The sequence below is a fragment of the Shewanella sediminis HAW-EB3 genome (assembly GCF_000018025.1).
Taxonomy (GTDB): domain Bacteria; phylum Pseudomonadota; class Gammaproteobacteria; order Enterobacterales; family Shewanellaceae; genus Shewanella; species Shewanella sediminis.
Map to the genome: position 1 here is coordinate 4,482,579 of NC_009831.1, position 25,761 is coordinate 4,508,339.

At 47.6% G+C, this 25,761-nt stretch carries 25 protein-coding genes, 1 other RNA gene and 1 pseudogene; 15 read left to right on the forward strand and 12 right to left on the reverse strand.

The window, feature by feature from the left end; all coding sequences use genetic code 11:
• Nucleotides 1–56: 56 nt before the first annotated feature.
• On the reverse strand, nt 57–1,304 hold the full coding sequence (ubiH, locus tag SSED_RS19225; protein WP_012144011.1) for a 2-octaprenyl-6-methoxyphenyl hydroxylase: 1,248 nt from the start codon (nt 1,302–1,304) through the stop codon (nt 57–59).
• Nucleotides 1,305–1,439: 135 nt separating this feature from the next.
• Entirely contained in the window at nt 1,440–2,006 is a 567-nt protein-coding gene (locus SSED_RS19230) for a UPF0149 family protein (protein WP_012144012.1), read from the reverse strand.
• Nucleotides 2,007–2,587: 581 nt separating this feature from the next.
• On the opposite strand from SSED_RS19230, the gene SSED_RS19235 reads away from it, so the two are divergent.
• Both SSED_RS19235 and ssrS read left to right on the forward strand, forming a co-directional pair.
• Nucleotides 2,588–2,896 (forward strand): cell division protein ZapA, encoded by a 309-nt coding sequence (locus SSED_RS19235; protein ID WP_012144013.1) that lies wholly within the window; start codon nt 2,588–2,590, stop codon nt 2,894–2,896.
• Nucleotides 2,897–3,113: 217 nt separating this feature from the next.
• Nucleotides 3,114–3,295, forward strand: a non-coding RNA gene (gene ssrS / locus SSED_RS24185) — 6S RNA.
• Nucleotides 3,296–3,372: 77 nt separating this feature from the next.
• On the opposite strand, the gene SSED_RS19240 is transcribed toward ssrS, so the two are convergent.
• Both SSED_RS19240 and deoD read right to left on the reverse strand, forming a co-directional pair.
• Nucleotides 3,373–3,621 carry a YgjV family protein gene (locus SSED_RS19240; protein ID WP_012144014.1) on the reverse strand — a complete coding sequence of 83 codons (249 nt, stop codon included), beginning with the start codon at nt 3,619–3,621 and terminating at the stop codon, nt 3,373–3,375.
• Nucleotides 3,621–4,334: pseudogene (deoD, locus tag SSED_RS19245) on the reverse strand (purine-nucleoside phosphorylase). The gene SSED_RS19240 and the pseudogene deoD overlap by 1 nt, the downstream one beginning before the upstream one ends.
• A gap of 104 nt (nt 4,335–4,438) precedes the next feature.
• Here deoD and SSED_RS19250 point away from each other — a divergent pair.
• Nucleotides 4,439–5,101, forward strand: a complete 663-nt coding sequence (locus tag SSED_RS19250; RefSeq protein WP_012144017.1) for a Crp/Fnr family transcriptional regulator — start codon at nt 4,439–4,441, stop codon at nt 5,099–5,101.
• A 107-nt stretch (nt 5,102–5,208) separates the two neighbouring features.
• On the opposite strand, the gene SSED_RS19255 is transcribed toward SSED_RS19250, so the two are convergent.
• On the reverse strand, nt 5,209–5,601 hold the full coding sequence (locus SSED_RS19255; RefSeq protein ID WP_012144018.1) for a hypothetical protein: 393 nt from the start codon (nt 5,599–5,601) through the stop codon (nt 5,209–5,211).
• 264 nt (nt 5,602–5,865) lie between these two features.
• On the opposite strand from SSED_RS19255, the gene SSED_RS19260 reads away from it, so the two are divergent.
• The 3 genes from SSED_RS19260 to SSED_RS19270 all read left to right on the forward strand — a co-directional run bounded on the left by SSED_RS19260 (nt 5,866) and on the right by SSED_RS19270 (nt 7,904).
• Nucleotides 5,866–6,582 (forward strand): Crp/Fnr family transcriptional regulator, encoded by a 717-nt coding sequence (locus SSED_RS19260; RefSeq protein ID WP_041421807.1) that lies wholly within the window; start codon nt 5,866–5,868, stop codon nt 6,580–6,582.
• Between the two features lie 143 nt (nt 6,583–6,725).
• Nucleotides 6,726–7,337 (forward strand): 5-formyltetrahydrofolate cyclo-ligase, encoded by a 612-nt coding sequence (locus SSED_RS19265; RefSeq protein WP_049772178.1) that lies wholly within the window; start codon nt 6,726–6,728, stop codon nt 7,335–7,337.
• 45 nt (nt 7,338–7,382) lie between these two features.
• A complete protein-coding gene (locus SSED_RS19270; protein ID WP_041421809.1) occupies nt 7,383–7,904 on the forward strand; it encodes a copper resistance protein NlpE in 522 nt (173 codons plus the stop codon).
• Here the strand turns inward: SSED_RS19270 and ung are convergent.
• Entirely contained in the window at nt 7,888–8,556 is a 669-nt protein-coding gene (gene ung / locus SSED_RS19275; RefSeq protein WP_012144022.1) for a uracil-DNA glycosylase, read from the reverse strand. The genes SSED_RS19270 and ung overlap by 17 nt on opposite strands.
• Nucleotides 8,557–8,790: 234 nt before the next feature.
• On the opposite strand from ung, the gene SSED_RS19280 reads away from it, so the two are divergent.
• The 3 genes from SSED_RS19280 (at nt 8,791) to SSED_RS19290 (ending at nt 10,739) form a co-directional block, all read left to right on the forward strand.
• Nucleotides 8,791–9,351 carry a type II secretion system protein gene (locus SSED_RS19280; RefSeq protein WP_012144023.1) on the forward strand — a complete coding sequence of 187 codons (561 nt, stop codon included), beginning with the start codon at nt 8,791–8,793 and terminating at the stop codon, nt 9,349–9,351.
• Nucleotides 9,352–9,429: 78 nt separating this feature from the next.
• The gene (locus SSED_RS19285) at nt 9,430–9,987 is read left to right on the forward strand and encodes a type II secretion system protein (protein ID WP_012144024.1); all 558 of its coding nucleotides are present in this window, start codon (nt 9,430–9,432) and stop codon (nt 9,985–9,987) included.
• A gap of 452 nt (nt 9,988–10,439) precedes the next feature.
• Nucleotides 10,440–10,739, forward strand: coding sequence for a DUF3144 domain-containing protein (locus SSED_RS19290; protein ID WP_012144025.1), 300 nt, complete (start codon nt 10,440–10,442; stop codon nt 10,737–10,739).
• Between the two features lie 335 nt (nt 10,740–11,074).
• On the opposite strand, the gene SSED_RS19295 is transcribed toward SSED_RS19290, so the two are convergent.
• Complete coding sequence (locus SSED_RS19295) at nt 11,075–11,731, reverse strand: LysE family translocator (RefSeq protein ID WP_012144026.1); 657 nt, start codon at nt 11,729–11,731, stop codon at nt 11,075–11,077.
• Between the two features lie 172 nt (nt 11,732–11,903).
• On the opposite strand from SSED_RS19295, the gene SSED_RS19300 reads away from it, so the two are divergent.
• From SSED_RS19300 to SSED_RS19310, 3 genes are all read left to right on the forward strand, one after another.
• On the forward strand, nt 11,904–13,364 hold the full coding sequence (locus tag SSED_RS19300) for a sigma-54 interaction domain-containing protein (RefSeq protein ID WP_012144027.1): 1,461 nt from the start codon (nt 11,904–11,906) through the stop codon (nt 13,362–13,364).
• A 211-nt stretch (nt 13,365–13,575) separates the two neighbouring features.
• Nucleotides 13,576–15,021: a cytochrome c oxidase accessory protein CcoG gene (gene ccoG, locus SSED_RS19305; protein ID WP_012144028.1), complete on the forward strand. Its 1,446-nt coding sequence runs from the start codon at nt 13,576–13,578 to the stop codon at nt 15,019–15,021.
• 534 nt (nt 15,022–15,555) lie between these two features.
• Entirely contained in the window at nt 15,556–17,160 is a 1,605-nt protein-coding gene (locus SSED_RS19310; protein WP_012144029.1) for an AMP-binding protein, read from the forward strand.
• A gap of 174 nt (nt 17,161–17,334) precedes the next feature.
• On the opposite strand, the gene SSED_RS19315 is transcribed toward SSED_RS19310, so the two are convergent.
• The 3 genes from SSED_RS19315 to SSED_RS19325 form a co-directional block, all read right to left on the reverse strand.
• Nucleotides 17,335–18,366: an alpha/beta hydrolase gene (locus tag SSED_RS19315; protein ID WP_012144030.1), complete on the reverse strand. Its 1,032-nt coding sequence runs from the start codon at nt 18,364–18,366 to the stop codon at nt 17,335–17,337.
• A gap of 25 nt (nt 18,367–18,391) precedes the next feature.
• Nucleotides 18,392–18,841 (reverse strand): hypothetical protein, encoded by a 450-nt coding sequence (locus SSED_RS19320; RefSeq protein ID WP_012144031.1) that lies wholly within the window; start codon nt 18,839–18,841, stop codon nt 18,392–18,394.
• Nucleotides 18,842–18,948: 107 nt separating this feature from the next.
• Nucleotides 18,949–20,769 (reverse strand): ABC transporter transmembrane domain-containing protein, encoded by a 1,821-nt coding sequence (locus SSED_RS19325; RefSeq protein ID WP_150104456.1) that lies wholly within the window; start codon nt 20,767–20,769, stop codon nt 18,949–18,951.
• A 274-nt stretch (nt 20,770–21,043) separates the two neighbouring features.
• Between SSED_RS19325 and SSED_RS19330 the strand changes: the two genes are divergently transcribed.
• Nucleotides 21,044–21,370 carry a DUF2956 domain-containing protein gene (locus SSED_RS19330; RefSeq protein ID WP_012144033.1) on the forward strand — a complete coding sequence of 109 codons (327 nt, stop codon included), beginning with the start codon at nt 21,044–21,046 and terminating at the stop codon, nt 21,368–21,370.
• Nucleotides 21,371–21,473: 103 nt separating this feature from the next.
• On the opposite strand, the gene SSED_RS19335 is transcribed toward SSED_RS19330, so the two are convergent.
• Together SSED_RS19335 and SSED_RS19340 are read right to left on the reverse strand one after the other, a co-directional pair.
• Nucleotides 21,474–22,349 (reverse strand): ion transporter, encoded by an 876-nt coding sequence (locus SSED_RS19335; protein WP_012144034.1) that lies wholly within the window; start codon nt 22,347–22,349, stop codon nt 21,474–21,476.
• Between the two features lie 629 nt (nt 22,350–22,978).
• On the reverse strand, nt 22,979–23,269 hold the full coding sequence (locus SSED_RS19340; protein WP_012144035.1) for a winged helix-turn-helix domain-containing protein: 291 nt from the start codon (nt 23,267–23,269) through the stop codon (nt 22,979–22,981).
• A 180-nt stretch (nt 23,270–23,449) separates the two neighbouring features.
• Here SSED_RS19340 and SSED_RS19345 point away from each other — a divergent pair, with 180 nt between their 5' ends.
• Nucleotides 23,450–24,136 carry a PH domain-containing protein gene (locus tag SSED_RS19345; protein WP_012144036.1) on the forward strand — a complete coding sequence of 229 codons (687 nt, stop codon included), beginning with the start codon at nt 23,450–23,452 and terminating at the stop codon, nt 24,134–24,136.
• 1 nt (nt 24,137) lies between these two features.
• The gene (locus SSED_RS19350; protein ID WP_012144037.1) at nt 24,138–25,679 is read left to right on the forward strand and encodes a PH domain-containing protein; all 1,542 of its coding nucleotides are present in this window, start codon (nt 24,138–24,140) and stop codon (nt 25,677–25,679) included.
• Nucleotides 25,680–25,761 lie beyond the last annotated feature (82 nt).

Below are 25,761 nucleotides of genomic sequence, written 5' to 3' on the forward strand. Positions count from 1 at the left end.
TTAACCTTCCTTAAATACTTATGATCCTGCAAAACTTATGTTTAAAGATTTAGCGATTATGATCTCCACCCCATCGCACTACGCGCTATAGGCGTCTTCAGTGGCGGCAGCCAAGAGAGTAACCTCAATGCCAGACTTCGCCCGGCGACGAGCGGCCAATAGTCATTAGAGAAGCCCCGCACCAGAAACTCAATATTTGTCATGGTTGCGCTTCGATCCGCTTCCCGGCTTTGCAGATATTTATGAGTGACTTGAGCACTGCCAAAATCCAACTCATCACTGGCTTCACTTTCTATAGTCTGCTTTAGCACTTCGAGTAGGCTCACCAGATCTCTCAGACCTAAGTTAAATCCCTGACCCGCGATGGGATGCAGCGTCTGCGCCGCATTACCAATAAAGACGGTGCGATGGTAGATAGGCCTTGGCATGTGCGAGAGCAACAAAGGATAGGAGTGGCGTTCGCCGACACCGGTAAACTGACCGGCGCGATAGCCAAATGCCTGCTGCAACTCGGCAAGGAACTCATCTTTAGACACAGACATTAAACGCTCGGCATCATCGGGCCTCAATGCCCACACCAAGGAGACCCTGTTGACCCCTTTAGACTTAGACATGGGCAGAATAGCCAGAGGGCCGGAATCTGTGAAACGCTCGAACGCCCTCTGTTCATGGGGGGTATCCGTTTCAACATTCGCGATGAGTGCAACCTGATCGAAGTCGACCTGTTCGAGAGGCTGTTTAAATGCCTGCCTGACTTTAGAGTTAACCCCATCGGCAGCAACCAGCAGTGATGTACTCAATTGTGTGCCATCATCGAGTGTCAGCAGCTGAGCATCGGTTTGTGCCTCAACCGAGGCTAGTTTGGCCGGGCAATAGAGCTCGATGTCGGTATCGGCTATCTGCTTAAACAGCACCTGCCCCACCGGCTCGAGTTCGATCACCTGACCCAGATACTTAAGATAGAAGTCATCGGCATTGAGCTCTGTCATGCCGAAATGCCCACGATCTGAAATATGAATGTTCTCTATAGGGGTGCCAAGATGGGCAATCTTTGGCCAGATACCGAGTCGATTCAGCTCGAAGATAGAGCCGTGGGCAACGGCAATTGAACGCGCATCGAAACCAGGGTGATTGTCATCGGGGCGGTGAGCCTCGATAAGGGCAATCTTGAGTGGTCTTTGAAGGTCTTTAGCCAACGCCTTTAACCCTAAGGCCAAGGTGGCCCCGGCCATCGCGCCGCCAACGATGGCGACATCGACAACATTAATCGTTTGGCTGGTATCTTGTTCAGTTTGAGCTTTCATTAAGGTTCTCTACTACACCAAAGCTTCTTATCCGGCAAAGCATCTGAGTCACAAACCCTTTGCCGAAACTCGATTAGAGATAGTTTTTTGTGTCTTGCGACTATTTGCTTATAGTCTTTCCACTGCCGACCGAGATTAGTGAATAACACCCGCTTCTTGCTCTGTGGGCTCAGGGCCAAACTCTGAGTAGCAGAGCAAGGCTGCCATCTTAGAGAACTCCATCAGTTCCATGTATGCAGACTCAGACTCGTCATCATCGGCGACATCAAATTCTACCAAGGCGATTTCGGCAAGATCTTTAATGACCTCCTGAACATCACTCGACGCCCTGTTCAGCTTGGGCTGAACCATGGCGATACCGGTCAGGAAGCTTTGTACCCATAGAGAAAGTGCCTCGACACGTTTGGCTAAGGGCTCCTCCTCTTCAGGCAGCATAGGGGTAAAGCCAAAATCGGCATCCGATAATCTTGCCAGGGTATCCTGATAGAGCTCATCGATGAGTTGCTGCAATGCATCGGGCAGAGGCTGACCATCATTCATCAGCTCCAGAAATGTACTATTCCATGCCTTTTTTGATTGCTCGACACCGCCGCAAATCAAGCCCACAAGCGCGCCATGTACTTCACCCGGCTGCTGACCAATTTCTGCCGCGTCGAGTGCTGCCATTAAGTTGTCTATACGTAAAGAGGGAGGGGTAGCCATAACTGTGTCCGAAAGCAAAATATACTGATATACATGCTAGCAGAAGTGACCCGTTCAACCAAGAAAAGCGATGCACAACACCGACATCTAAGCCTTTATGTATCTAAAGAAGTTAAAGGAAGTTATTAAGTTGGAAGTTCAAGACAGAGCGGAGATAGTTTTAAGTCGTAAGTTATAAGCTGTAAGTACAAGATAAAGCTATCAAGGCAGCGAGCCTCGGGCTAAGGACAACGCTGAGAAAGTCGCGAGCCAAAGCTTTTACCTCGTGGATCGAAACTCGAAGCCCGGACCTCCAGATCCCAAAACATTCGCGGCTAAAGCCACTCCTACATTGAGACCCCTTCCCGTCATTCTGAACTTGTTTCAGAATCCAAAAAAAGCAACGAGAGAACATTCGCGGCTAAAGCCACTCCTACATATATAGCTCTTGCCACCTGCTATTTGCCCGTTATTCATGCGGCTTTGGTTATCTAAACAACATTTAATCTATTCTTGGGCATCTTAGCGCTTACTCATGTTGCACTTTGCCATGCAGACCGATATAGTCCGCTCAAGAGCCAGAAGAAAGGACCCTTTGCGTCATGAGTAGCCACGCTATTGAAATTAGCTTATTAGGCCGTACATACTCCATCGCTTGCCCACCAGGACAAGAGGGTGCATTGCAGCACGTGGCACAAAACCTCGAACAACAGTTGAGTTCATTGAAAACCCGAACCAACAATTTGAGTCGCGAAGAAATTGCCATTATGGCAGCCTTGAATATCGGTTATGAGTTGTTGGAAGAACAGCAAAAGAATCAAGATTATATTAAGCAGATGGATGATAAGATCGGTTTGCTTCAGTCGACTTTAGAGAACGCACTCGTTGAGCGTTCGACAAAAGACGATTAAACTGTAGTTAGAGATAGAAGTTAGCGACTATAGTTAGAGTACAAGTTAGAGACAGAATTTTGAGACAGTATTCTGGAAGAAATTTTCCGGAATGAGTTAAAGAAAAGATTTTAATCAGTGTCCAATTCTTGTGTCCCCCTTAATGGGCGTGACGCTTAGCTAAGAAAGAATTAGTTAAGAAAGCATGAGTTAAGAAGATGGACCTGATAACCAGTTTTGCTCCCTGGTATACGCGTCAGTCGGCAATGTCCCTGTGCCGATATTTACAAACCCAGGGTGAATGCTTTATTGACATTGTGCAAGCTCGGCTCGTATCGAGAAGCCTTAGGATATAATCATTTACCCGCCTTGAACCTACGGTTCAAGGGCTTACGCCGGCAACGGTATTTTGGGGAGCAATTCAAATTCGACCTTAGGTTGAAACAGACAAGCCATCACTGAAAAGTGGTGGCTTTTTTGTGTCTGGATAACAGCTTCTAAGAACTGGCTCCCAAGTGCTTGTTCGCTCTGTCCAGCTTAATTATTACGCCGATGTGATAAAGGTTGATCCCTGCGCAAAAAAGATTCATCACAGCAACAGGGTATGCAGAGATATTCAAGCCATAAATGACAAAAAGCAGACAACCGAACAGGTTTATATACCTAAGTTTTTTTATATCACCCATTAACAGAGATAAACCCACAAAACCTGAAGCGATATAGCCAAGTATTTCAGCAGACATCATTAGCAACCTTGATATACAGTTTCCAGAGCCAGTTCTATCATCTCATTAAAACTGCTCTGTCTCTCTTCTGAAGTCGTTTCTTCCCCTGTGATGATATGATCCGACACAGTTAAGATAGCCAGCGCTTTAACTCTTTTCTCGGCGGCGATGGCATATAGCTCGGAAGATTCCATCTCTACAGCCAATATGTTCATTTTTAAAAGGGCTGGAGTTTTGTTTTTGTCGCTGTCATAAAAGAGATCATTGGTGAAAATGTTACCAAACTTAGCGTTAGTTGCTAGTTTATTATCGGTCTACCAACAAGCCCTCAATAGTGAAAAATCGGGGGTAGCCGCATAGTCATAACCCGCAAATCGAGTTCGGTTGGTCAGCGAGGCTGTACCTGCACCAGTTGCAACGATGATATCTCTTACCTTGATATCTTCCGATACTCCCCCGGCACTACCTACCCGAATAAGATTCTTCACACCATAGTGCTCAATCAGTTCATGCACATATATTGAAACAGATGGCACTCCCATTCCATGAGCCATAACCGAAATTGGTTTACCTTTATACAGACCGGTAAAGCCAAGCATATTACGTACATTACAAACCTCTTTTACCTCTGTGAGATAAGTTTCAGCAATAAACTTGGCTCGTAAAGGATCCCCTGGCATCAGTACGGTTTCAGCAAAGTCACCTTGCTTGGCATTGATATGTGGTGTCATTATATTAATCTCCATTAGTTGTCTTACTCACGATACTAATGAGTCCCCATTAATAGCATGAGGACAATTGCCCGGGTGTCAGCCAAAACTTTCATGGACAAACAAAAATGAGATATTTAGACAGAATGATTCAGCAAGGTTTCGAAATATTTAGTCAGAATGTTGAACGACCAGAATTGAAAGTAAAACAGATGAAGCCTCAAGATTTTATTCTGAGACAAGGGCAAGAAATTTCTGAACTCTACTGGCTAAAATCGGGCGCCTGCACCATAGCCTATAACGCAGAAAATGGACGTCGATTTAATCTGGGGAGATTAAGAGCAAGATCTCGATTATTTGGTGAGATTGAATGGCTAAACAATAGTCCCTGTCAGTTTGAGGTTTGTGCCGATGAGCCTATAGAGCTTATCGTTTTACCACTTAATTTTGTCACCGAGTTGATAGAGTCGCACGCGAGTATCGGCCTCTGGTTGAGTCATTGCTTGTCCACCAAGTACCATGACGGCATTGAGTTTACCTTAGCTCAGATCCTGTACCCTCTTAGTTATAACATTGCGCTTGACCTAAAGCACAGACAGCAAGGAAGCCGTCCGGAGATCAGTTTTCGTCAACTCTATCGAGAAGCTGAGCGCTTTGGATGTTCCGAAAGAGTATTTCGCAAAGTCGTCGCTCAGTTGCAAACTTTAGGCTTAGTAGAAAAAGTAGAACATCAATTAAAAATTCTGGATATGGAAAAGCTCGAGGCTTTTATCGAGAGTATGGAAAAATAGTACTATTAGAGTCGGTTATCTTAATATGGCCGCATTATTCAATTATTCAAATAGCGAAAGCTGGATTCAGCTCTTTTCAAAGAATGAGTTCAGAATGACGTGAACTGTCACAGCCTATCGGCGAACCTCTTGCACTCTTTCTTTGTGAGCAGCCATGCCTTCTTTTTCTCTTTCTGAAAGGCCTCGATATATCCGCCGCCACCTAGTTTGTCGCGACCAATCTCATCTGACTTAGCCTTAAGCCCCAGCGCCTTGAGTCGGTATCCGGGTGTATCTTTCAGTTTCAGTGCACATACCTGATACTTAGCCGCAAACGAGGCGGCAACCTTCTCATCGAAACCCGCTACTGCCGTACCAGCAAAAGCCAGTCCAGCGGCTAACCCAAGCAGCGCCCCGGCGCCAGCGGGTACGATAAGGTATGCGAGAGAGATTTTCAGGCTTCCAATGAAGCCAGGCTTACGGCCTTCACTCTTTTTTACTCGCCTATTAAGGTTTTTCATCGACCCTTTCCACTCCACTTTTAGCTAAATTTGTACGTCTTACGATTGTGACCAAAGCCAAAGCACTCTCCTTGCTCTTAAAAACAGGAGTTCTTCATCGTTGCCTTGTCAGTAATCAAGATTCATTATTTGAAGGGCGCTAATATAGAGACTTGCCGGACCGACAACTGTCCGCCACCGGACACTTGATGTATATTTACGGTAATAAATTATTCAAAATGCATAGGGCTTCGCCACCTGGTGCGCTGGCCTAAGGTAAAACCTGTGATTGATTCTGCATTATCAAATAAACTCCAATGGAGAACAGAGCTGTCCCCGGAACTAATTAATAAGCTCCTCTCTATTGCTCAGCTCAGAAGCAAGTTAACTGCCAGTGAGTTAGATGATTCAAGCATTGCCCATCAAGGGATCAGTTTTATCCTGGAGGGCACAGTTACCATATGCATGCAGACACCCAACTTGAAAACCGTGAATAATATTGTGATGGGTCAGGGTGATTGGTTCGGCAGTTATGACATTAAGAACGCGGGCTACACTCCATTTTTTCTTACCGAAATAGAACCTGTGCGTCTTATACACTTTGAAAATTCAGATCTGCAGCGGTTAGCCGGTGAGAATATTGAGATCTATAAGTGGTTTCATTCGCTCTCTTTTGAAGCCAAAGCCAAGTGGCTGCAATCTCAACTCATGATGAGTGAGAATTTACCTTCACGCATTGTCTACCTGCTTATCGAGCTTGCCGCTCATATCCCATTTATTACCGGCCAAATACCTAAACTCTCAGTGTCGCAACAACAGATCAGCCAGATCACAGGCATTGCTCGTCAAAGAGTCAACGAGACAATCAAGCTGTTAGAGAAGGAGAAGCTGGTTCATCTGGAGCGAGGCTGCATCTATTTAACGGACCTGACGGGTCTCGGAAATAAGCTCGAAGATGTCGACCTGAGTATTCGCGATCCAAGAAGGTCCCAGCAAAGATAAGTCAGCCTTTACAGTGAATTAAAAAACTGATGAGAGAGCTTCATTTGTCGTCGACAATTTCAGAGGATACACTGGTTTATATGGTAAGTTGTTTCAGGCGAGCGGCTGGCCAATACCATAAAAAGAACATCGAGGGCTCCATATTGAAACCACAATTCTCATCTAGCCCATCGGCTAAAGCGACGCGCACGGCGCTTAGAGCGCAAGTTCGCGATGCCCGCAGATGCATAAGTGATAATGAACAACACAGCTTTGCCACCACTGCGACGAAACAGATACTTGCTGAACTGACTAAGCTCAAGGCGAAACATATCGCCCTCTACCTGACCAATGATGGTGAGCTGGATACTCAGCCTCTGATCCGTGCCCTTTGGGAACAGGGAGTTAATCTATATCTTCCCCGCCTTCACCCCTTCAGCAGAGGCAACCTGCTCTTCTTCGCTTACACACCCGAGACGGCATTGGTAGAGAATAAGTTAAAGATCCCGGAGCCGGTATTAGATATCGGCAAGATGATATTACCTCATCAACTCGATGCCGTCGTCACCCCCTTAGTGGCATTCGACAGCACGGGGGGAAGAATGGGGATGGGAGGCGGCTTCTATGACAGAACTCTGGCTAACTGGCAAAAAATAGGCAAGCCCTATCCCATAGGTTTTGCTCATGATTGCCAGCAGGTCGAATCGCTCCCCAGCGAACACTGGGATGTCCCATTGCCAATGATAGTCACACCGACACGGGTGCTGAGGTTTTAGGGACGAGGTGCGAGTAAAGACCTGGAACCGTAAAAGATAAGGAATATGATGAAACTTCAATTCAATGCACGCACTAACCTGCCAGTTTTGGCACTGCTGGCGTTAATAGCGACGGCGACTACCGCCTGTTCGACTCAGCCACCGGAACTGAAAGTAGATATAGAAACAGCCCGGTCTGGCGTTGATAGCTCAGCATCGGTTGCTCAACTTCCCCTTGGCGACAATAGCCAAAACGCCCTCGATTGGAATGGCATCTATTCGGGGATCATCCCATGTGCAAGCTGCGAAGGGATCAAGACTCTACTGACCCTTAAGCGCGATAACCATTATATTCTGGAATCTGAATACTTGGGCAGAAGTGATAAGACTTTTATCGAGCAAGGGATGTTTGAGTGGAACTCTACAGGTAGTAAAATCACCTTGAAACAGGAGCCCACCGACCAGAAAACAGAAAAGCAGTTTCAGGTCGGCGAGAACCAATTATTTTTATTAGACAAGGCGGAAAATCGGGTTACCGGCGCATTGGCCGACAGCTACCGCTTGATTAAAATCACACCTGCCAGGTAATGGGGTCACTCCCATCGAGCTCCAACAAATCATTGGTTTTGGAGAAATGTTTACAGCCGAAGAATCCCCGATAAGCCGAGAGTGGTGAGGGGTGTGGTCCGGATAAGATATGGTGCTGAGGCGCGGTGATCACCTTACCCTTTTTAATGGCATGAGCCCCCCACAGAATAAAGACGATCGGTGTCGTCTGTCGATTCAATAACTCCAGTGCATGAGTCGTAAATGTTTCCCAACCTGATTTGGCATGTGAGTGGGCCTTGCCCTGCTCTACGGTCAACACCGTATTTAACATCAACACACCTTGCTCAGCCCAGCTGGACAGATGCCCGTGATTTGGCGTCACAAACCCGTCTATATCATCGACGAGCTCTTTATACATATTTACCAATGAGGGGGGAGTCTTAATGCCATGCTTGACCGAGAAACACAGACCATGGGCCTGCTCCGGACCATGGTAGGGATCCTGACCGATAATAACGACTCTGACCCTGTCTAATGGCGTCAGTTCGAAGGCGCTAAACACCTCATCTTGGGGGGGGAAGATAGCTTTACCCTGGGCTCGCTCGGCAGATACAAATGCCTGAAGTTGAGTGAAATAATCCTGCAGCTTTTCAGCCTCAATAAATGAATCCCAGTTCGAATGTTCTACCATATACCCTCATTAACGATTTTAAAATTAGCATAGCGGTCAAATAACACACTCGAAAACAGGCGTGTATATTCGACAGATACGGCTGTGACTACCACAATTATTACAAGAGGTGTAACAAAAGCTATTACAAGAACTGGTACAGAAATTATTACAAATAACGGACCGGACTCAGATTATAAGTCGTTATAAAGTGTTATTATATTCGGATCAAATAACCTAAGGTTTCACACACATATGTATTCTGGCTCACTCACTTCCATCGCAAAAACAGAAGGCTTTACTCTGATAGAGCTTGTAGTGGTGATCATTATACTTGGAATACTCGCTGTCGTCGCGCTACCCAAATTTATCAACGTCTCTCAAGATGCCCATTTATCCACGGTTAAGGGTACGGGTGGTGCGTTCAAGTCGGGGATCAATCTGGCCAGAGCCGTATGGGCCACACGAGTTGGTTCCGGCCCCGCCGATGATCTACCGGTCTTCGGCACCGCTACTGAGGGCGAGTTAGACTTTAACGATAATGGCTGGCCGGCGCAGCACTGGGGAACCGCAGATTCAGATGGCGACTCACCTAAACTCGACAACACCGATGATTGCATCTCTGTCTGGGAAACCATTTTCGAAGGCGATGAGCCCAGTATCTCTGATGTGCTCGATAGCGATGACACCGACTACAAGGCTAACTACCTGTCACCAGAGCGATGCCGTTATGATTACTCGGCCAACAGCAACCTGAGCATCACCTATAACTCCCTCGACGGCAGTGTGACTATCGACTCAGACCCAGATAGCTAATAACATTTTGAAATAACACAAATAACTCAAACAGCTAAAAGAGGGTTAGCGTATATCGCTCACCCGATAATCACTTGCATGGATGACAGAATGAACAACAGATATTCCCCAACACAACGAGCCTCAGGCTTTACCTTAATTGAACTCGTCGTGGTAATTATCGTGCTGGGAATACTGGCGGTTATCGCTCTGCCACAGTTTATTAATATCAAGCAAGACGCTCAAATCTCGACGGTAGAGGGAACCGGTGGTGCCTTCGCTGCGGGAATAAAACTGGCCAATGTGAAATGGGCATCTAAGGGTCATTCGGGCCCGGTCGATAATCTTCAAGTCTATGACGGTGGCAATAGCGGTCAACTGGATATAAACCAGTGGGGGTGGCCGGCTCAAAATTACCCGCCTTTCGAAGCAAGCCCACGCCTTAACAATACCAACGACTGCATGTCAGTATGGCGCACCATACTGCTCGATGCGCCTAAGGTCTCCACCTCTGCCGATGTGGCAGATTCGGTCTATAGAGCGACCTATATCAGCCCGGATCAATGCAAATTTTTCTTTAATGAACTACCCGCCCTTTCCATCTATTATGATTCCCGCGACGGCACGGTTACCACAGATTCAGATCCGGAAAGTTAACCTAAGCAAGTTGTAGGTCCCGAAAGAAGGCAAAGAAAGTTGTAAGCTGTAAGTCTCGAGACAAGGCAAAGCCGGTTAGAAGCAGGATGACGGCTTATACGCTTTTAACTCGTAGCTCGAGCCTCGAACCTCGCGGCTCTTAAACATTCGCGGCTAAAGCCGCTCCTACATATAGTAGAACCCCAAGCCGTAGCTCTTCAAACAATCAACGAAGTTGATGTCGGCTAGGCGAAGCCGTCTACAAAGCAACAGGCCTATGGCCGTCGTTATTTTGCCATCACTGCCGTCATCATAGTCTCCTCGTTTCCAGCTCCAAGAATGTGAGAGCTGAAACCTTATTCTTGGTAACCGATAGCGATTAAGATCGCATATAGTTCATAACAATGATTTATTAATGGCTAATTTAAGTTAGAATCCGGCTACTAAAAAATTTATTACAGAGTGAGTGCACCATGTCAGAAGCGGAAAAAGAAACCACCATTTTTCAGTTAGCCGATCAGTTTATTGCCCTTGCAAACGAGTTAAGCGGTAAAGAGCAAGATGTTAGTAAGGTAGGCACGGCATTACGCTTTGCAGCTTCACGTTTCAACGCTTTCGAAGCGGCGCTAAAATCTGCAGATCTTGCGGCAGAAAAAGACGCGGCACTCGAGTGGTTCTCAAAAGAATACAAAGATATGCTTAACGATAATCTGGAAGATCACATTAAGAATCCACCGGTATCTCAAGAAGAAAAGACTGAAGAGCCTGCTTAATTTCTTAGTTCAAAGCTATAAGTTTTAAGCGCTAAGTGTGATGCGTGATGGGACGCCGATAAAATAGACTCGGTGTTTAATGCCTCTATTCGCATCATACTGAACTCATTCTTTGTAAAGAGCAGTATCCAGCTTGAATATCTTAGCTCGTAGCTCGTAGCTCGTAGCTCGTAGCTCGTAGCTCGTAGCTCGTAGCTCGTAGCTCGTAGCTCGTAGCTCGTAGCTCGTAGCTCGTAGCTCGTAGCTCAAAATAGTGCCATCGTCAGTAGATAACTGCGATGGCATTTTTGTATCCGGCGTATCGGCCTGATGTTGGTTTAGTATCGAAGCAACGGCTAAATTGTCACTATCACCCGAATGGCCAACAGGATGAGTACTACACCCGAGAGTTTATCTATGATGGCAGCCTTTGCTCTGAGCTTAGGCAACACCGAAGGGTGTGACAGAATAAGCGCAATAAAGGTGTACCAGAGGCCATCGATAATCAGTGGCGTGAATACAATTAATGACTGACCAAACAGACTCTCGGCGGCCATAACAAACTGGCTGAACAGGGCCAGGAAGAACAGCATTATTTTAGGGTTGAATAACGAAATCGCTAAGCCATCTCGTGCCGCCGCGAATGTCGCAGCCCTCGAATGACCCGCTGGTTCTGTTGATGAGGCACTATCTGAGCCATTTCCGGCATCTAACTTATCCGATATGCCTCCCTTAGAACCTAATGCTTTAACCCCCATCCAGGCCAGATAAAGTGCACCGATAATCGCAATACCATTAAATACCATAGGCGCCTGTTTGAGCACGACGGCCAGTCCCAGTAATGTCACTAACGCATACAAGCCAATACCGATGGAATGCGCCCAGGCACAGAGTATGCCTTTACCACGGCCCCCCGTCAGTGTGTGACGCACAACCATAGCCAGACTCGGACCCGGCGACATAGCGCCCAAACAGCAGATGGCCAGTAAACTCAGCCAGGCAGTAAAACTCATAAAACCCCTAATAATCGAAAGACTCTGCCATTCAGAGCTTCATCTAATGCACTTTTCTGGATGGTAAGAGCTGCGTCAGGCTTTTGCAAGCGGTACAATGGAATCCACGATATTTCGCGACTCTGGCATTTAGCGCTATACTGACCTTAACCACATACTCTTTCGGTGTCCTATGACCGGTATTAATTTAAATGCAAGCTCAGATCATGACGGCTTTCTGCCGGAAAACCAGCTTATTCTCAATGCGGTCAGCGAGGGGATTTATGGATTTAACTTAGAAGGTAATGCGGTATTTGTTAATCCCGCAGCCGAGCGCATGACAGGGTGGAAAAGTGCCGAACTGCTCGGAAAGAATATCCATGATTGTCATCATCATAGCCACTTAGATGGTAGTCATTACCCCAAGGAAGAGTGCCCGATATATAACACCTTAAAAGATGGTATCGCCCGCGAGATAAGCCATGAAGTATTCTGGCGCAAGGACGGCAGCAGCTTTCCCGTGCATTATTCTTCGACGCCGGTATATAAAGATGACAGCCTCGTTGGTGTAGTCGCGATATTTCGTGATATCAGCATACAGAAACAGACCGAACAGTCTCTCAGGCAGGCTCTGCAGCAGGTTCAGGCGCTATCAGAGAAGCTCTCCTCGGAGAATCAGTATCTTCAGCTGGAGCTGGCAGATAAAACCGGTGATGTGGGGATCTCCGGTACCAGTGTGCAAATCAAGCAGCTCATCGGGCAGATTAAGTTGGTTGCCAATACCGAGAGTACGGTGTTAATCAGCGGCGAAAATGGAACCGGCAAAGAGTTAGTCGCTCGAAACCTGCATAAACTCAGCAATCGTGCAGACAAGCCCTTAGTCTGTGTTAACTGCGCCGCGTTCTCCTCGAACCTGCTCGAGAGTGAACTCTTTGGCCACGAAAAAGGCGCCTACACAGGCGCGACGAGTCGCCGTAAGGGACGGTTCGAACTGGCGAATAACGGAACCCTATTCCTCGATGAGGTGGCCGAGCTGACTCTGGAAGCTCAGTCTAAACTCCTGCGAGTGATCCAGGAGCAGGAGTTTGAAAGAGTCGGCAGCAGCGACACCATTAAGGTCGATATCAGACTCATCACCGCCACCCACCATAATCTGCTCAAGCGGGTTGAACAGGGGCTATTTCGCATGGATCTCTACTACCGTCTCAATGTTTTCCCTATTTTCGTCCCTCCATTGAGAGACAGACTCAGCGATATCCCCGAGCTAGTCAGCCATATCATTCAAGAGCTTAATCGCAAGCTGGGCAAGAAGATCACCCGTGTCAGTCACAAGGGGCTGCGGAGGCTGATGCAACACACTTGGCCGGGCAATGTGCGCGAGCTGCAAAATGTTATCGAAAGAGAGTCCATACTTTCTCAGAGTCAGGTATTGCAGCTGTCCCAGCAACTCGCTCCAGAATCGTCACCAAATGAGACAGTAAAAAGCTCAAGCGATCAGAGCCTTGCCGCGATAGAGAAACAACATATCACCAAGGTATTGCAGGAGAGCCATTGGCGCATCTCAGGTCCCACAGGCAGCGCAGCTAAGCTGGGCTTGCCCTCGAGTACGCTTAGATCCCGCATGAAGAAACTTAATATCACCCGCCCCGTGTAATCCCGGGACAATCCGCTTCCGGCTTTTTCTAAGGGTTTCAGCCCCACAAGTCACGACATATCGCCACAAAGCGACATGTCGTGACCCAAAACATTCCAGTAAGAAATAAAACCAGTTACTTTCAGTTAGTTATCAAGCTCGCCTTGTTGGCCTAAGCCTTGCTATATCTGCGCATGTGTAGAGTCTGGCTAGTGCCATTTAGAGAAGTAAGATGCCAAACAATAATAGTGACCCAAAATATCAAACGACGCGTAACCGCATTCCTGTGAAACAGATCCCTGTAGATAGGGCTCCTTCAGCCAACCAGAGCTCAACGAAGATCCAGATAAAGGAGCAGAAGGGAGTGTTTCAGAAGATCCGCACCGGGATGAACACGGGGCTGGTGATGTTGTTTGTGTTGCTTCCCTTTATCTCTTATGGCGGTCGACAAGCCATTCTTTTTGATCTCGAAGCGCAGCAGTTCTTTTTCTTCGGAACCAGTCTCTGGCCACAGGATTTCACCGTGCTGGCCTGGGTCTTTATCGCCGCCGCCTTCCTGCTCTTCTTCGTGACCGTCTTCTGGGGGCGTGTCTGGTGTGGCTATCTGTGTCCGCAAACGGCCTGGACCTTTATGTATGTCTGGATTGAAACCCGCATCGAGGGCAACCGCACTAAACGCTTAGCCTTAGATAAGGCCCCCTGGAGCGCGAATAAGTTCTTAAAGAGGCTCGCTAAACATCTGGCTTGGGGGCTAGCCGCACTGCTCACAGGTTGCGCCTTTATCGCCTACTTCGTTCCGGCTAGAGAACTCTACCCGGATATCTTTACCCTGAAGGCCAGCTTCTGGGTTTCTGCCTGGGTCTGGTTCTTCGCCCTGTGTACCTATCTCAACGCCGGTTGGATGCGAGAGCAGATGTGCCTGCACTGCTGCCCCTACGCCCGATTCCAGTCGGCCATGTTCGACGGCAACACTAAAACCGTGACCTATGATGCGACGCGGGGTGAGAGCCGTGGCCCCCGCAAACGTAAACAGGAAACTGAGCTTGGAGACTGTATCGATTGTAACCTGTGCGTGGATGTTTGCCCTACCGGCATAGATATCCGCAATGGCTTACAGTACGAGTGCATCAACTGCGGTGCCTGTGTCGATGCCTGCAATGAAACCATGGGGAAATTCGGATACCAGCCAAACCTTATCGGTTACTTCAGTGAAAATGCTCTAAAGGACAAAGCAAAACCCGTATACAGATCGACTAAGTTTATCGGCTATGGCATGGCTGCCGTCATCATGTTTATCGTGATTGGCATAGATATGAGTGGCCGCAGCGATATTCAGCTCAGTGTCATACGTGACAGGCAGGAGCTATATCGTGAAACCGTCGATGATATGGTTGAAAATAGCTATACGCTCAAGATTCGAAACAAGACCCAAGAGACACGGTATTATCGCCTATCTGTCAATAACCAGGATCTATTTCAACTCTCCGCGCAGCAGGAGTTAGTGATAAAACCAGGTGAACTGCTCGATTACCCGGTTACGGTACGTGCCGATCCACTCATGTTACCCGGCACGCCGACTACAATCACATTTTCGGTCTCTGAAGTTGGTCACGATGAGACTGCGGTTTTTCAGGAAACTAACTTCTTCGGTCCAATTTTTATAGCCAGTTGTGGGTAAACTGACATGCTTTATTCTGGCTTAAGTTTAACTATCTGAGCTTAGCTAACCGACCTAAAACGAATAAAACCTTGGCAAACACAACTCTCGCTCTCGGGATCTTCTCCCCTGAGCGAGTCTGTTGGGCTCCATCTCCATCCAGATAATCAAATGACTAACGAACGTCTCACTCTAATTTGGCCCTCAAAGCTCCGAATCTAATCTGAAGAATCACAAATAAACTCGATAAAAAAACCACAAACTAAACGGGGCTTTTTCATAACCTTACCATCAAAAACAGGCTAAAAAGAGTGATGAAAATCATCTGTTAATAACGAGGCAGCAGATGGGAAAAATCGTTACCCAAAATAGTAAATAGAGTATAAATTCTAATTTTAACAAGATATTAGCCTTTATATTTAATGTGATCTATTTCTCATATTTGATTGACCTGCGACTATTTTTAGCACTAATCTAAACGCCTGTTTGATTCTATGAAAACAACAAAACATTCAGATTAACGAGTATTCAATTTATTGAACAAGGGCAGTACCTATGGCATATGATTCAGATGTGAAACTTGACCTCACAAAATACACCTCTCTTATCGACCTGATTGAGCAGGCCGCCACCCGTTACGGTGACAAGACTGCCTATGCCTGCCTTGGGCATCACACCTCTTTTTCTGAAATTGAGCGCGACTCACGCTATTTTGCCGCTTATCTGCAAAATCATACCGCTTTGGAAGTGGGCGATCGCGTCGCAATACAACTGCCAAATATTACTCAGTTCGTTATCGCCGCCTATGGTGCCATCAGGGCCGGCATGGTGCTGGTTAACACCAACCCCTTGTACACCGAACGTGAGCTGACCCATCAGTTTAATGATTCCGGGGCTAAGGTTGTGGTTATCCTATCCGACCTGCTACCGACTCTCACCAATGTTGTCGCCAATACCGGCATCGAAACCGTCATATCCACCCATGCCTTAGACCTGATATCCCCGCAGGCGCAACCCGAGGTCCCCTTTGATACCACCTTGTTTAATGACGTATTGGCAAAGGGAGAGCAATCACCATTTAACCGGATCACAAGCCAAATAGATAAACTGGCAGCGCTGCAGTACACAGGAGGCACGACCGGGTTATCTAAGGGAGCCATGCTGAGCCACAGCAACTTAATCGCTAACGCGATGCAGATTAAATCTCGTTTAGGGGAGAAGCTTGTAGAGGGCGAAGAGATATTTGTCGCGCCGCTTCCCGTCTACCATATCTACGCCTTCATGGTGAATCTGGTGCTCTATTTCGAGCGTGGCTGCTGCTCGGTATTGATCCCCAACCCGAGAGATATCTCATCACTAATCGCTACCCTCTCTAAATATCCATTTACCGGCTTTGCAGGTCTCAACACCCTCTTCGTCGGTCTCTGCCATCAACCTGAATTTAAGGCGTTAGACTTCAGTCATCTGAAAATTACCATCTCCGGCGGGACCGCCCTGACACAGGCCGCAGCCAATGTCTGGCAACAAACCACGGGATGCACCATCTCCGAAGGCTACGGCTTATCTGAAACATCACCCGTCGTCTCACTCAATGCTCCCGGACATGAACAGCTGGGCACCATCGGTAAGCCGGTGCTGGAAACTGAGGTAAAGATCCTCGATAACGATGCCAACGAAGTGCCATTGGGTGAACGTGGTGAGCTGGCAGTGAGAGGCCCTCAGGTGATGGGCGGCTATTGGAACAATACGGGCGACACCGCAAATGTGATGACCAAAGATGGCTTCTTTAAAACCGGCGATATCGCCATAGAGACGGCAGACGGTTTTCATAAGATCGTCGACCGTAAGAAAGACATGATCATTGTTTCCGGTTTTAACGTCTACCCTAACGAGGTGGAGGAGGTTCTGGCCAGCCACGACGCCGTACTCGAATGTGCCGTTGTTGGCATAGACAACGAACGCAGTGGTGAAGCGGTGAAGGCCGTCATCGTACTCGCCAATAATGAGGCGGACACCATCGAGGTGGAGTCAACCATCTTGGCCTACTGCCGTGAACAGTTAACCGCTTATAAGATCCCTAAGATAGTCGAGTTTGTACCTATGCTGCCAAAATCTACCGTAGGTAAGATCCTGCGAAGAGAGTTGAGGAAAGGCGTGTAGGACCGGCTTTAGCCGGGAATGAAGCGAGCTAAAGATAAGGCAAAGAAAGTTATAAGCTGTAAGTTGATACATAGGGAGCCAGTTGGCTCCCCTTTACCTTCTATAACAATCAACGAAGTTGAGTCTTCGAGTTCCTAGGCCCTAGAATCTAGGAACTCAAATCTGTCCTAACCTCTACAATCCTTCCAGCCAGCTTCCTATAACAGGCCTGACATCCGGGCTCACCACGATCCCCATATGACTTAAATCGGCTAATACCCTCACCTCAACCTGCTGATTATTTATCACATGTTCGGTAATGAGTTCCTGATATTTCTCCGCAAACATAGTTTCATCGGCGGTGCCTGCCAACACCAGCAGTGGCTGAGATATCGCACTAAGATCGGCTTCGTAATCCCGTGGGGCGAACGAGGTATTGAGACGGAACGAGTAGGCCAAGGTTTCGGTGCCGTTTCGAAAGGCTGCCGGCATATTAAACTCGATACTGATTAAATTATCGAAATGATGGATGCCGATGTTATTGAGCATGCTCAAACCAATAATCCTGGCCGTATATGGGGTTGCCCAGCCACCCGCATTCGGCCTTGTCGTCGGTGCATTATAAAAAATAAATGGCGCTAGCAGCAGGTAAGCATCGGCTTGCTCTCCGTACTGCCCACCGGCGAAGCGTATTGCTAAGCCTCCTCCCGATGAGTGCCCACCCATGATGATGCTGGACTCGGGTGAGTCCTGTTTTATTCCGAAAATCAGATCGGCAAGGTCATCTTCGAATTGGCCGATATAATCGATATCTCCACGTATCTGCGGATTGACGCCATGGCCGCGCAGGTCCGGCGTATAGACCTGCGCCAAGCCCTGCTCACTGATAAATTTGGCCAGCGGATAAAACTGCTGACTGTGCCAGCCGGAGCCATGAATTAAAATTATCACCTTATCCGAGTCTGAAGAGTAATACCGATATCGAAGTTGTCCTTCCCCTCTTGTGCCATAGCTCTGCAGTGGCGGCATCTGACTGTAGTCGAGTAACATCTCACTGAAATTGATACCGGCAGAACCTGCACGCTTCTCCCCTTGCTTGCCAGGCGGGTCCTGTTCGCTCGATTCTGACGACGGTGCACCAAACAGGGTAAGACTCATCGCAATGAGAAGGTAAATACCCACAGAGAGCAGCGCAGAAAACAGCACTTTTTTGATTATTTTGTTCATATAGATCCCTCTACGATAGAACGTATCAGCGAATAACTGGCAACAGCTTTTGTTTGAAGAAAATCTCAGGAGGCTGATCACACACCACTTCGACACAATCATCATCAGTACTTATGCAGTATGAGAAGCCATCATCGCTACCCATAGCAAAACTCACCGGACTCCCTTCGCTCCAACCATGGCCTTTAACTTTAAAACAGTTATGGTTCGTCTGTTTCTCGCTCCAGATATCAAGCAGGCCTCCCTCATCCAACACCCGAAATGCCGATGCCGATTGAAACCTCAATTCGTATATGGCTTCCGTTTCAAGATGAAACAGGGTGAGCGTTAATATCTCTTTTGAGCCTGTCGGCATAGGCAGGCGATAGGTTTTACCGTCTGGGTAGCTGACACTCCACTCGTCTCCTCCCCATGTTGCATTAACGAGAAATAACTCTCCCTCATTGAAAGGGGTGTCCCAAGTATCGAAAATCATCAGTAAATCCTCTCAACTCATATCAGTCCATCATATTCGCTCATAACCCCTAGTTCTATCTTCTGGGCCTTCGCGGCTAAAGCCGCTCCTACAGTTACGGCTCGTAGCTATACAGTCTCTGTGATCAGCTGCAGGCTGGCAAACTCGCGATACAGCTCGCTCGACGCCATCAACTCCTGATGAGTGCCACTGGCGATTAACAGCCCCTTATCTAACACTAAAATACGATCCGCATTGAGCACGGTTGCCAGTCGATGAGCAATAATCAAGGTCGTCTTGCCTGCCATCAAGCTATCCAACGCCTGCTTAACCTTCTGCTCGCTAATCGCATCGAGGGCGCTGGTGGCCTCATCCAGCAGCAGGATAGGCCTGTCGGCTAAAATGGCTCTGGCGATGGCGATCCGTTGTTTCTGTCCACCCGATAACCTGACACCCCGCTCTCCCAGGTAGGTTTGATAACCGTCGCTGAAATCCTGAATAAACTCATCAGCGCGCGCGGCGATACAGGCCTCGATGACCTCCTCTTCACTCGCGTCCAGCCTGCCATAGCGCACGTTTTCCAGCACACTGGTGGCAAAGATGACCGACTCTTGCGGGACCAATGCATACTGTTGGCGCAGCGTCTGGGGGGCCAGCATCGCGATATCGATGCCATCGAGCTCGATAGTGCCACTATCGAGCTGATAAAAGCGCTGTAACAGCTCAAATAAAGTGCTCTTTCCGGCACCACTCGCGCCCACCAGCGCGACGCGTTCACCGGGCTTAACCTCGATATCCAGCCCACCTATGACCTGAGGTTCATTAGCCTTAGCATCACCATTTTCTTGAATGTTCTGATAGGAGAAACGCACCTGTTTAAGGGTGAGCTCACCCGTCACGAGTTCAGGTAAAGCCTTAGGTTCGGCAACGGTTGGAATATCGATTGGCGTTTCCACTAACTCTATCAAGCGCTCGGAGGCTCCGGCGGCTCGTTGGATCTCTCCGATAACCTCGCTGATGGTCGCAACCGACCCCGCCACCATCACCGCATAGAACATAAAGGCCGACAGTTCACCACCGGATATACTCCCGGTAATGACATCCTGAGCCCCGACCCAAGTCACCAGCGCTATTGCGAGTATGCTGAGAAACATCACTAATGCGATTAAAATAGAGCGATATCGAATTCGCCCCTTTGCCGCGTCCATTACGGCTTCGACGCGGTCGGTAAACAGGGCTCTGTCACGATCTTCATGGGTATAAGCTTGCACCGTATGGATCTCGTGCAGGGTCTCATCGACATAGGCCCCTAAATCACCGACTCGGTCCTGACTCTGACGGGAGAGATCCCTCACCTTGCGGCCAAAGAAGAAGATGGGGCCTAACACCATAGGGACAGCCAGCAATACCAGGCCAGTCAACTTAAGGCTGGTGATGGCCATCATCACTATGCCCCCCACAACGGTAACGCTCGCGCGCAGGGCCATGGAGAGACTCGAACCCACGACCGACTGCAACAGAGTCGAATCGGCGGTGAAGCGAGAGATCACCTCTCCGGTTCGCAACCTTGCATAGAAGCCCGGCGATAATTTCAATAGGTGGTCGTAGACCTTCAAACGTATATCGGCGCTCACCCTTTCACCGAGCCAGGTCATCAGATAGAAGCGACAGAATATGGCGGAGCTGCTTATTGCGGTAATACCTATCACCAGCATGATTATCTCATTGAGCCTGTCACCGTTATCCTGCAAGAAGCCTTCATCGACCATAAGACGAACCCCCTGGCCTAGCGACAGCCAAGCCAGCGATCCGATAAACAAAAAGATAATGGCCGCGATGACTCTGGACTTATAGGGGCGAAGAAAGGTGCCAATCCAAGGTAAAACCGGCCTCTTAGCTACATCGGAGCCTGAAGAAAGCGGCTTACTCTGTTTTGAGCTAGCGGTCATGGGTGAGGCCGAGGTTGTATCTTGACTCAATGGGTGTTCCTTACCTGGGGCAACAACTAAAAGAGATAGAGTGAGTTTACCGAACCCGTTCATTGAACCAGCTCTTCGAATAAAGAGAGAATATCAAAACCCGATTACGAAAGTCGGTTTTGTTTGTATCAAAAAATGCGTCTTGTTTGACTGAACTTATTCTAATTAAAGTATATAGTCATCTCTCATTCAGAATCGATACTAATTCAAAGTCGATACTAATTCAGAGTAGCAGCAAAACCTTATGGCAAAGAACATCTCGAGCGAAACCCAAAACGAAGCGATGAAAGTGGCCAAGTCCACCCAAAAACCTAGTCAAACTAAGGAACAGACTAAACTTATCGCCTTAGGTATTGAGAAAGGGATAGCGGAATACAAGAAACAGCAAAAGAGTAAGGCCCGAGACAGAGACAAGTCCCGCAAGCAGGAGATTAAAGCCAAGGCACGCGCAGCAGAAGCGCTAGACAGCGATACGGCAGAGATTAAGACCAAGCCAAACGTCCAGCTGCTGCCCTGGGGATTGCTGGTGCTCAGCTGGATTGGATTTATCGGGTTCTACTTTATAAAGTAAGAGTTTGAAGTGAGGGATAGCATCGAGTCACGAGTCAAAGATAAGGCTAAAACACAGGAAGCGAGTTCCTAGAATCTAGAACCTAGGAACTTTGTTACTAAGCTTATCCCGCCCTCTGCACACTTTGAACCAGCATGCCTTTGAGTTCGGCTATCTGCTGTTTAAGTTCCGCCACGTCGGCGGCGCTGGCAGGCTGTTCAGTTTTAGCTTTAATATCTAGCTTCTGGCTATTAAGGTTGGTGGCTTCCTCTTCGGCCTCTTCCTCCAAGCGCATCGCTTGTGTTTCCTGAGTCATCACATCGAGTACCGCCCCCACCATCATGTTCAGAAATACAAAGGCTGTCAGGAAGATAAAACTAAGATAATAGATCCAACTCAGCGGATAGACCGCCATGGTTTCATACATTACAGAGGTCCATGATTCGAACGTCGACACCCTAAACAGGGTTAGCATAGCGACCGAGACGTCGCCCCAAAGAAAGTCATTGATATGGGCAAATAACATGCTGCCGATGGCGCCATAGATATAGAAGATCACAAACATCAGTAAGGCGATATAACCCATGCGGGGAATGGCCTTCAGAAGCGCATTCACCAACATTCTCAGCTCTGGGATCATAGAGACGAGTCGTAGCACCCTGAAGATCCGCAACAAACGGGCGATGAGAATTCCAGCTCCACCAGCGGGGATTAAACTGCCAATCACAATCAGAGTATCGAAAATATTCCAGCCATTAGTGAAAAACTTCTTTGGGCCATCGCTCGCTAAGAATCGAATCACAATTTCGATGGCAAAAAACACAGTAATGCCCACATCCAGCACCACCAGACTCTTCTCCATCCAAGATGGCAGGTGATAGGTGTGTGCACCGATCGACAAGGCTGACACTATGATCACGAAAATCACGAAGCCCTGAAAGGCCTTGCTGTTGTCAATCAGCTTAAGTTTGTCCTGTATGCCAGAAACGTTTGCCAGCACGGCACTCTCCTCTATATTGATATTGGGTTATATGAAAAAGATCAGAAAAAATAACTGAGTCAGTCTGATTAAAGGGATCTGCAGAGGTATAAGGATGGTTCGGTACACTAATAAACTAAAAATAAGAGTAAAAGTCCGGCCTCTTCCGCAGCCGGCGGACTCTAGCAGGAGTAGCTTAAGATTTTATTAAAAATGAAAAGGCTAAGATGATGGGGCAGAGAGTGCCACAGTCGCTAGCTTAAAAGATGAGCTCAAGATGGAGCAAAAGGGCTATTGGGCTATTGGGCTATAAAAAGTAAAGCCCTCTATCACAATAATAAATGGCTGGATCCTGAAACTAGTTCAGGATGACGATAAGAGCATTCAAGCACTAAAAGAAAACGCTGGATCCTGCTCTTTACAAAGAATGAATTCAGGATGACGGCTAAGCGCTTAGAGCCAGCGAGCTCTTACTTACCACTTACAGCTTATAACTCTCTCTTCTGAAACATTCGCGGCTAAAGCCGCTCCTACATTGAGAATTTCCCATTACAACCAAAACGCTAGTGGCTCGTACCTTGAAGCCCGTATCTCGAACCTCAAACCTCAAACCTCAAACCTCGTAGTTCGAGGCTAATATTAGCTATATATCAAGCCAAGATTTCGGTGATTTTATCCAGATGAGTGTCTACCCAGGCGCTGCTGATGGGTCCCCAGGTATTGATACGATAATGCCCGGCATTATTGCGCTCGCCGTCCTGAATAAACTGACACTCAATACCTATGTCTGAAAGCGCTGCAATAGCATCTTGAAGCGTTCGTCTCGGCATGCCAGTTAACTTATTTAAAGACAATAGGTTATATTGCTCACTATCGATATGATGCGCAAGGTATAGCTTTCGTAGAAATGCTTTTTTCTGTTTTGAAACTTCAATGTCCAAATCGGCACCTTTTATTTAAATAAATCAATTATCAATAACGAATACTAGTAGGTATAGCCCCTATAAAAATACCACAGAGTGAAATTGTTGTGAAATATGTCAGCCTATAGAGAAAGATAACCTCTTCTTGATATAGTGATATTCGAAAATGAATAAAAAACCAGAAACGGATACTGGCACATGCCCCATGAAACGCCTGAAATAAAAGATAATTTAAAGAGTGAGCCATTAGATCCCTGTTCATTAGAGCACGATCTATTAGACCGCTCTCCCTTAGATCACAATCCACAGCCTCTGGAACAGTGGCAAAGCTTCGACCAGATCCCATTGTCACCGGTTGAGCCGCGCCATTACACACAAGTACTCATTGAAACGGCGGCCATTGCAATAACCTTTATCTCGACCTTGTCGGTATTTCTCATTTTTGTCGCGACCATTCCCCTGCCCATCGCGGCAATCGTCATTCCGGCTCTGTTGATGATTGGTTCTGGGATCACTTGGCTGAGGTACCTCAATGCCAAGGCAATAGGTTACGCGGTCTGTCCCCATGAACTCGTGATGCAGACCGGAATCATTTGGGTGAAGCGGATCTCACTCCCCTATACCCGACTGCAACATATCAGCCTGTCTCAAGGCCCGTTAGAGCGAAAGTTTTATCTGCGGACCCTTAAATGTTTTAGCGCCGGAAGTGGCAGTGCAGAGATCGAACTGCCCGGGTTAGAGAGTAAAACCGCAGAAAAGCTCAGACAACACCTGCTCAGCATGGCGGCAGTCGCCATCAAAAACACAGCTATCGTGAATGAGAAGGAGGTGAATGAAGAAGAGGTGAAACAAGAGGAGCCCGCAGCCGACGGGGCAGAGCAATAATATGAGTCCGTTACTCCCTCAGTGGAAGGGCCTGTCTCCGTGGTCAATAGTAAGTTTTACCTTTAACACCATTCGTATCCTGGTAACGAACGGCTATGCCATGGTGCCTTTCATCTATACGGGTTGGAAGCAGGGATTTGATTCTCCCTGGATGATTATAGCCCTTGTCGGGGTATGTTTACTGATCCTCATCAGCGCGATTATAGACTGGGCCATGTTTCGCTATCGCCTGTTCGATGACAAGTTGGGTATTCGCCAGGGGCTAATTTTTAAGAAGGCTCATGAAATCCCCCTAAGCAAGATTCAAAACATCCGTCTGGAACAGCCCCTCTATTTTAGGCCGATGGGCCTCTATAGTTTAGTGGTTGAAACTGCGGGATCGAAGAAAGATGAAGCCGTATTAGCCGCCGTCAGTTATCAACAAGCCATTGAACTCAAACAGCGGCTGGTTAATCCACAGCACTCTTTCGATTCAGGGTCAGACAGCAAGGCCGAAACACACCAGCACTCAACGTCAAATCAAACCGGGACAGAGGTGAGTCCGGCGAATAACCAAGCCCCCTTGGTGTTGAAAAAGATGAAATCACTGTTACTGTTCGGTTTCTATCAAAATAATCTATTTTGGTTTGCCATCATCGCAGGCCCTATTATCGGTCAGTTTGATTGGGAAGCCCTGGCAAATACCGACCAAGCCCTGGGTGTGATGCATTGGTATGAGCAAGCCATCGCCGTCAATATGCTGCTCCAGTTTATCTTCGCCAGCTCACTAATTATCGGCTTTTATCTGTTACTTTCACTGATATCTATGACAGCATCCGTACTCAAGTATTATCCCTATCGGCTGAGTTTAAGTGGAGATACACTGCATAGAACCGGCGGGATAATAGCTAAGCAAAATGACGCCCTGACGCAACATCGCATACAGGTCATTCGCTTTACTCAGCCCATTATCGGTCGCTTTCTCAAGCTATGGACAATTAACTTCAAACAGGTCAAAGGGACCGAGGTTGAACAGGTCGCGAAGAAGCATATGCTGGTCCCCAGTATGACAAGAGAGGCCATCGAAGCGTTAATGCCTAAACTGCCGGGGTTAGTCTCTGTGAGTTCGAGTCTGCCTCACTCCTACTCTCGGATCCATCTTGGTTGGTTTTGGCGTCGAGGCTTTTTGCCACTGCTCATCCCCATGGTAAATACCTTATTTCTGGGTCTGAACCCCTTCACTGAGCTATTATGGTTTGCGGCCATCTGCTTTGTGGTTGGCCTCTATTTGAGGTATCGCCAATGGGGTTACCTGCATCGGGGAGATGATTGCTGGGTCCATACGGGTATGCTCGGACAAACCTGGCACCTTATCGCACTGAAAAAAGTTCAACATGTGGCCATTACTCAAACCCCGAGCCAGAAACGAAAACAGTTGGCCAGCCTGGAACTGGGACTTGCCAGCGGTCCCCTGACCATCCCCTATATGCCCTTGGGTGATGCCAGAGCTATCGCCGAACGTGCATTAGCGATAACCGCCAAAGACCATACGAACTGGATCTAAAATCTGTATAAGGAAACGCTCGATATAAAAATACAAACAAGCACTTGAATAGCCTAAACTTAAATTGCTAAATTATTGTCAG

Coding starts and splice junctions, on each gene's coding strand:
- ubiH (WP_012144011.1), bottom strand. CDS start 1,304: ATGAAAGCTCAAACTGAACAAGATACCAGCCAAACGATTAATGTTGTC.
- SSED_RS19230 (WP_012144012.1), bottom strand. CDS start 2,006: ATGGCTACCCCTCCCTCTTTACGTATAGACAACTTAATGGCAGCACTC.
- SSED_RS19235 (WP_012144013.1), top strand. CDS start 2,588: ATGAGTAGCCACGCTATTGAAATTAGCTTATTAGGCCGTACATACTCC.
- SSED_RS19240 (WP_012144014.1), bottom strand. CDS start 3,621: ATGATGTCTGCTGAAATACTTGGCTATATCGCTTCAGGTTTTGTGGGT.
- SSED_RS19250 (WP_012144017.1), top strand. CDS start 4,439: ATGAGATATTTAGACAGAATGATTCAGCAAGGTTTCGAAATATTTAGT.
- SSED_RS19255 (WP_012144018.1), bottom strand. CDS start 5,601: ATGAAAAACCTTAATAGGCGAGTAAAAAAGAGTGAAGGCCGTAAGCCT.
- SSED_RS19270 (WP_041421809.1), top strand. CDS start 7,383: ATGATGAAACTTCAATTCAATGCACGCACTAACCTGCCAGTTTTGGCA.
- ung (WP_012144022.1), bottom strand. CDS start 8,556: ATGGTAGAACATTCGAACTGGGATTCATTTATTGAGGCTGAAAAGCTG.
- SSED_RS19280 (WP_012144023.1), top strand. CDS start 8,791: ATGTATTCTGGCTCACTCACTTCCATCGCAAAAACAGAAGGCTTTACT.
- SSED_RS19285 (WP_012144024.1), top strand. CDS start 9,430: ATGGATGACAGAATGAACAACAGATATTCCCCAACACAACGAGCCTCA.
- SSED_RS19290 (WP_012144025.1), top strand. CDS start 10,440: ATGTCAGAAGCGGAAAAAGAAACCACCATTTTTCAGTTAGCCGATCAG.
- SSED_RS19295 (WP_012144026.1), bottom strand. CDS start 11,731: ATGAGTTTTACTGCCTGGCTGAGTTTACTGGCCATCTGCTGTTTGGGC.
- SSED_RS19300 (WP_012144027.1), top strand. CDS start 11,904: ATGACCGGTATTAATTTAAATGCAAGCTCAGATCATGACGGCTTTCTG.
- ccoG (WP_012144028.1), top strand. CDS start 13,576: ATGCCAAACAATAATAGTGACCCAAAATATCAAACGACGCGTAACCGC.
- SSED_RS19310 (WP_012144029.1), top strand. CDS start 15,556: ATGGCATATGATTCAGATGTGAAACTTGACCTCACAAAATACACCTCT.
- SSED_RS19315 (WP_012144030.1), bottom strand. CDS start 18,366: ATGAACAAAATAATCAAAAAAGTGCTGTTTTCTGCGCTGCTCTCTGTG.
- SSED_RS19320 (WP_012144031.1), bottom strand. CDS start 18,841: ATGATTTTCGATACTTGGGACACCCCTTTCAATGAGGGAGAGTTATTT.
- SSED_RS19325 (WP_150104456.1), bottom strand. CDS start 20,769: ATGACCGCTAGCTCAAAACAGAGTAAGCCGCTTTCTTCAGGCTCCGAT.
- SSED_RS19330 (WP_012144033.1), top strand. CDS start 21,044: ATGGCAAAGAACATCTCGAGCGAAACCCAAAACGAAGCGATGAAAGTG.
- SSED_RS19345 (WP_012144036.1), top strand. CDS start 23,450: ATGCCCCATGAAACGCCTGAAATAAAAGATAATTTAAAGAGTGAGCCA.
- SSED_RS19350 (WP_012144037.1), top strand. CDS start 24,138: ATGAGTCCGTTACTCCCTCAGTGGAAGGGCCTGTCTCCGTGGTCAATA.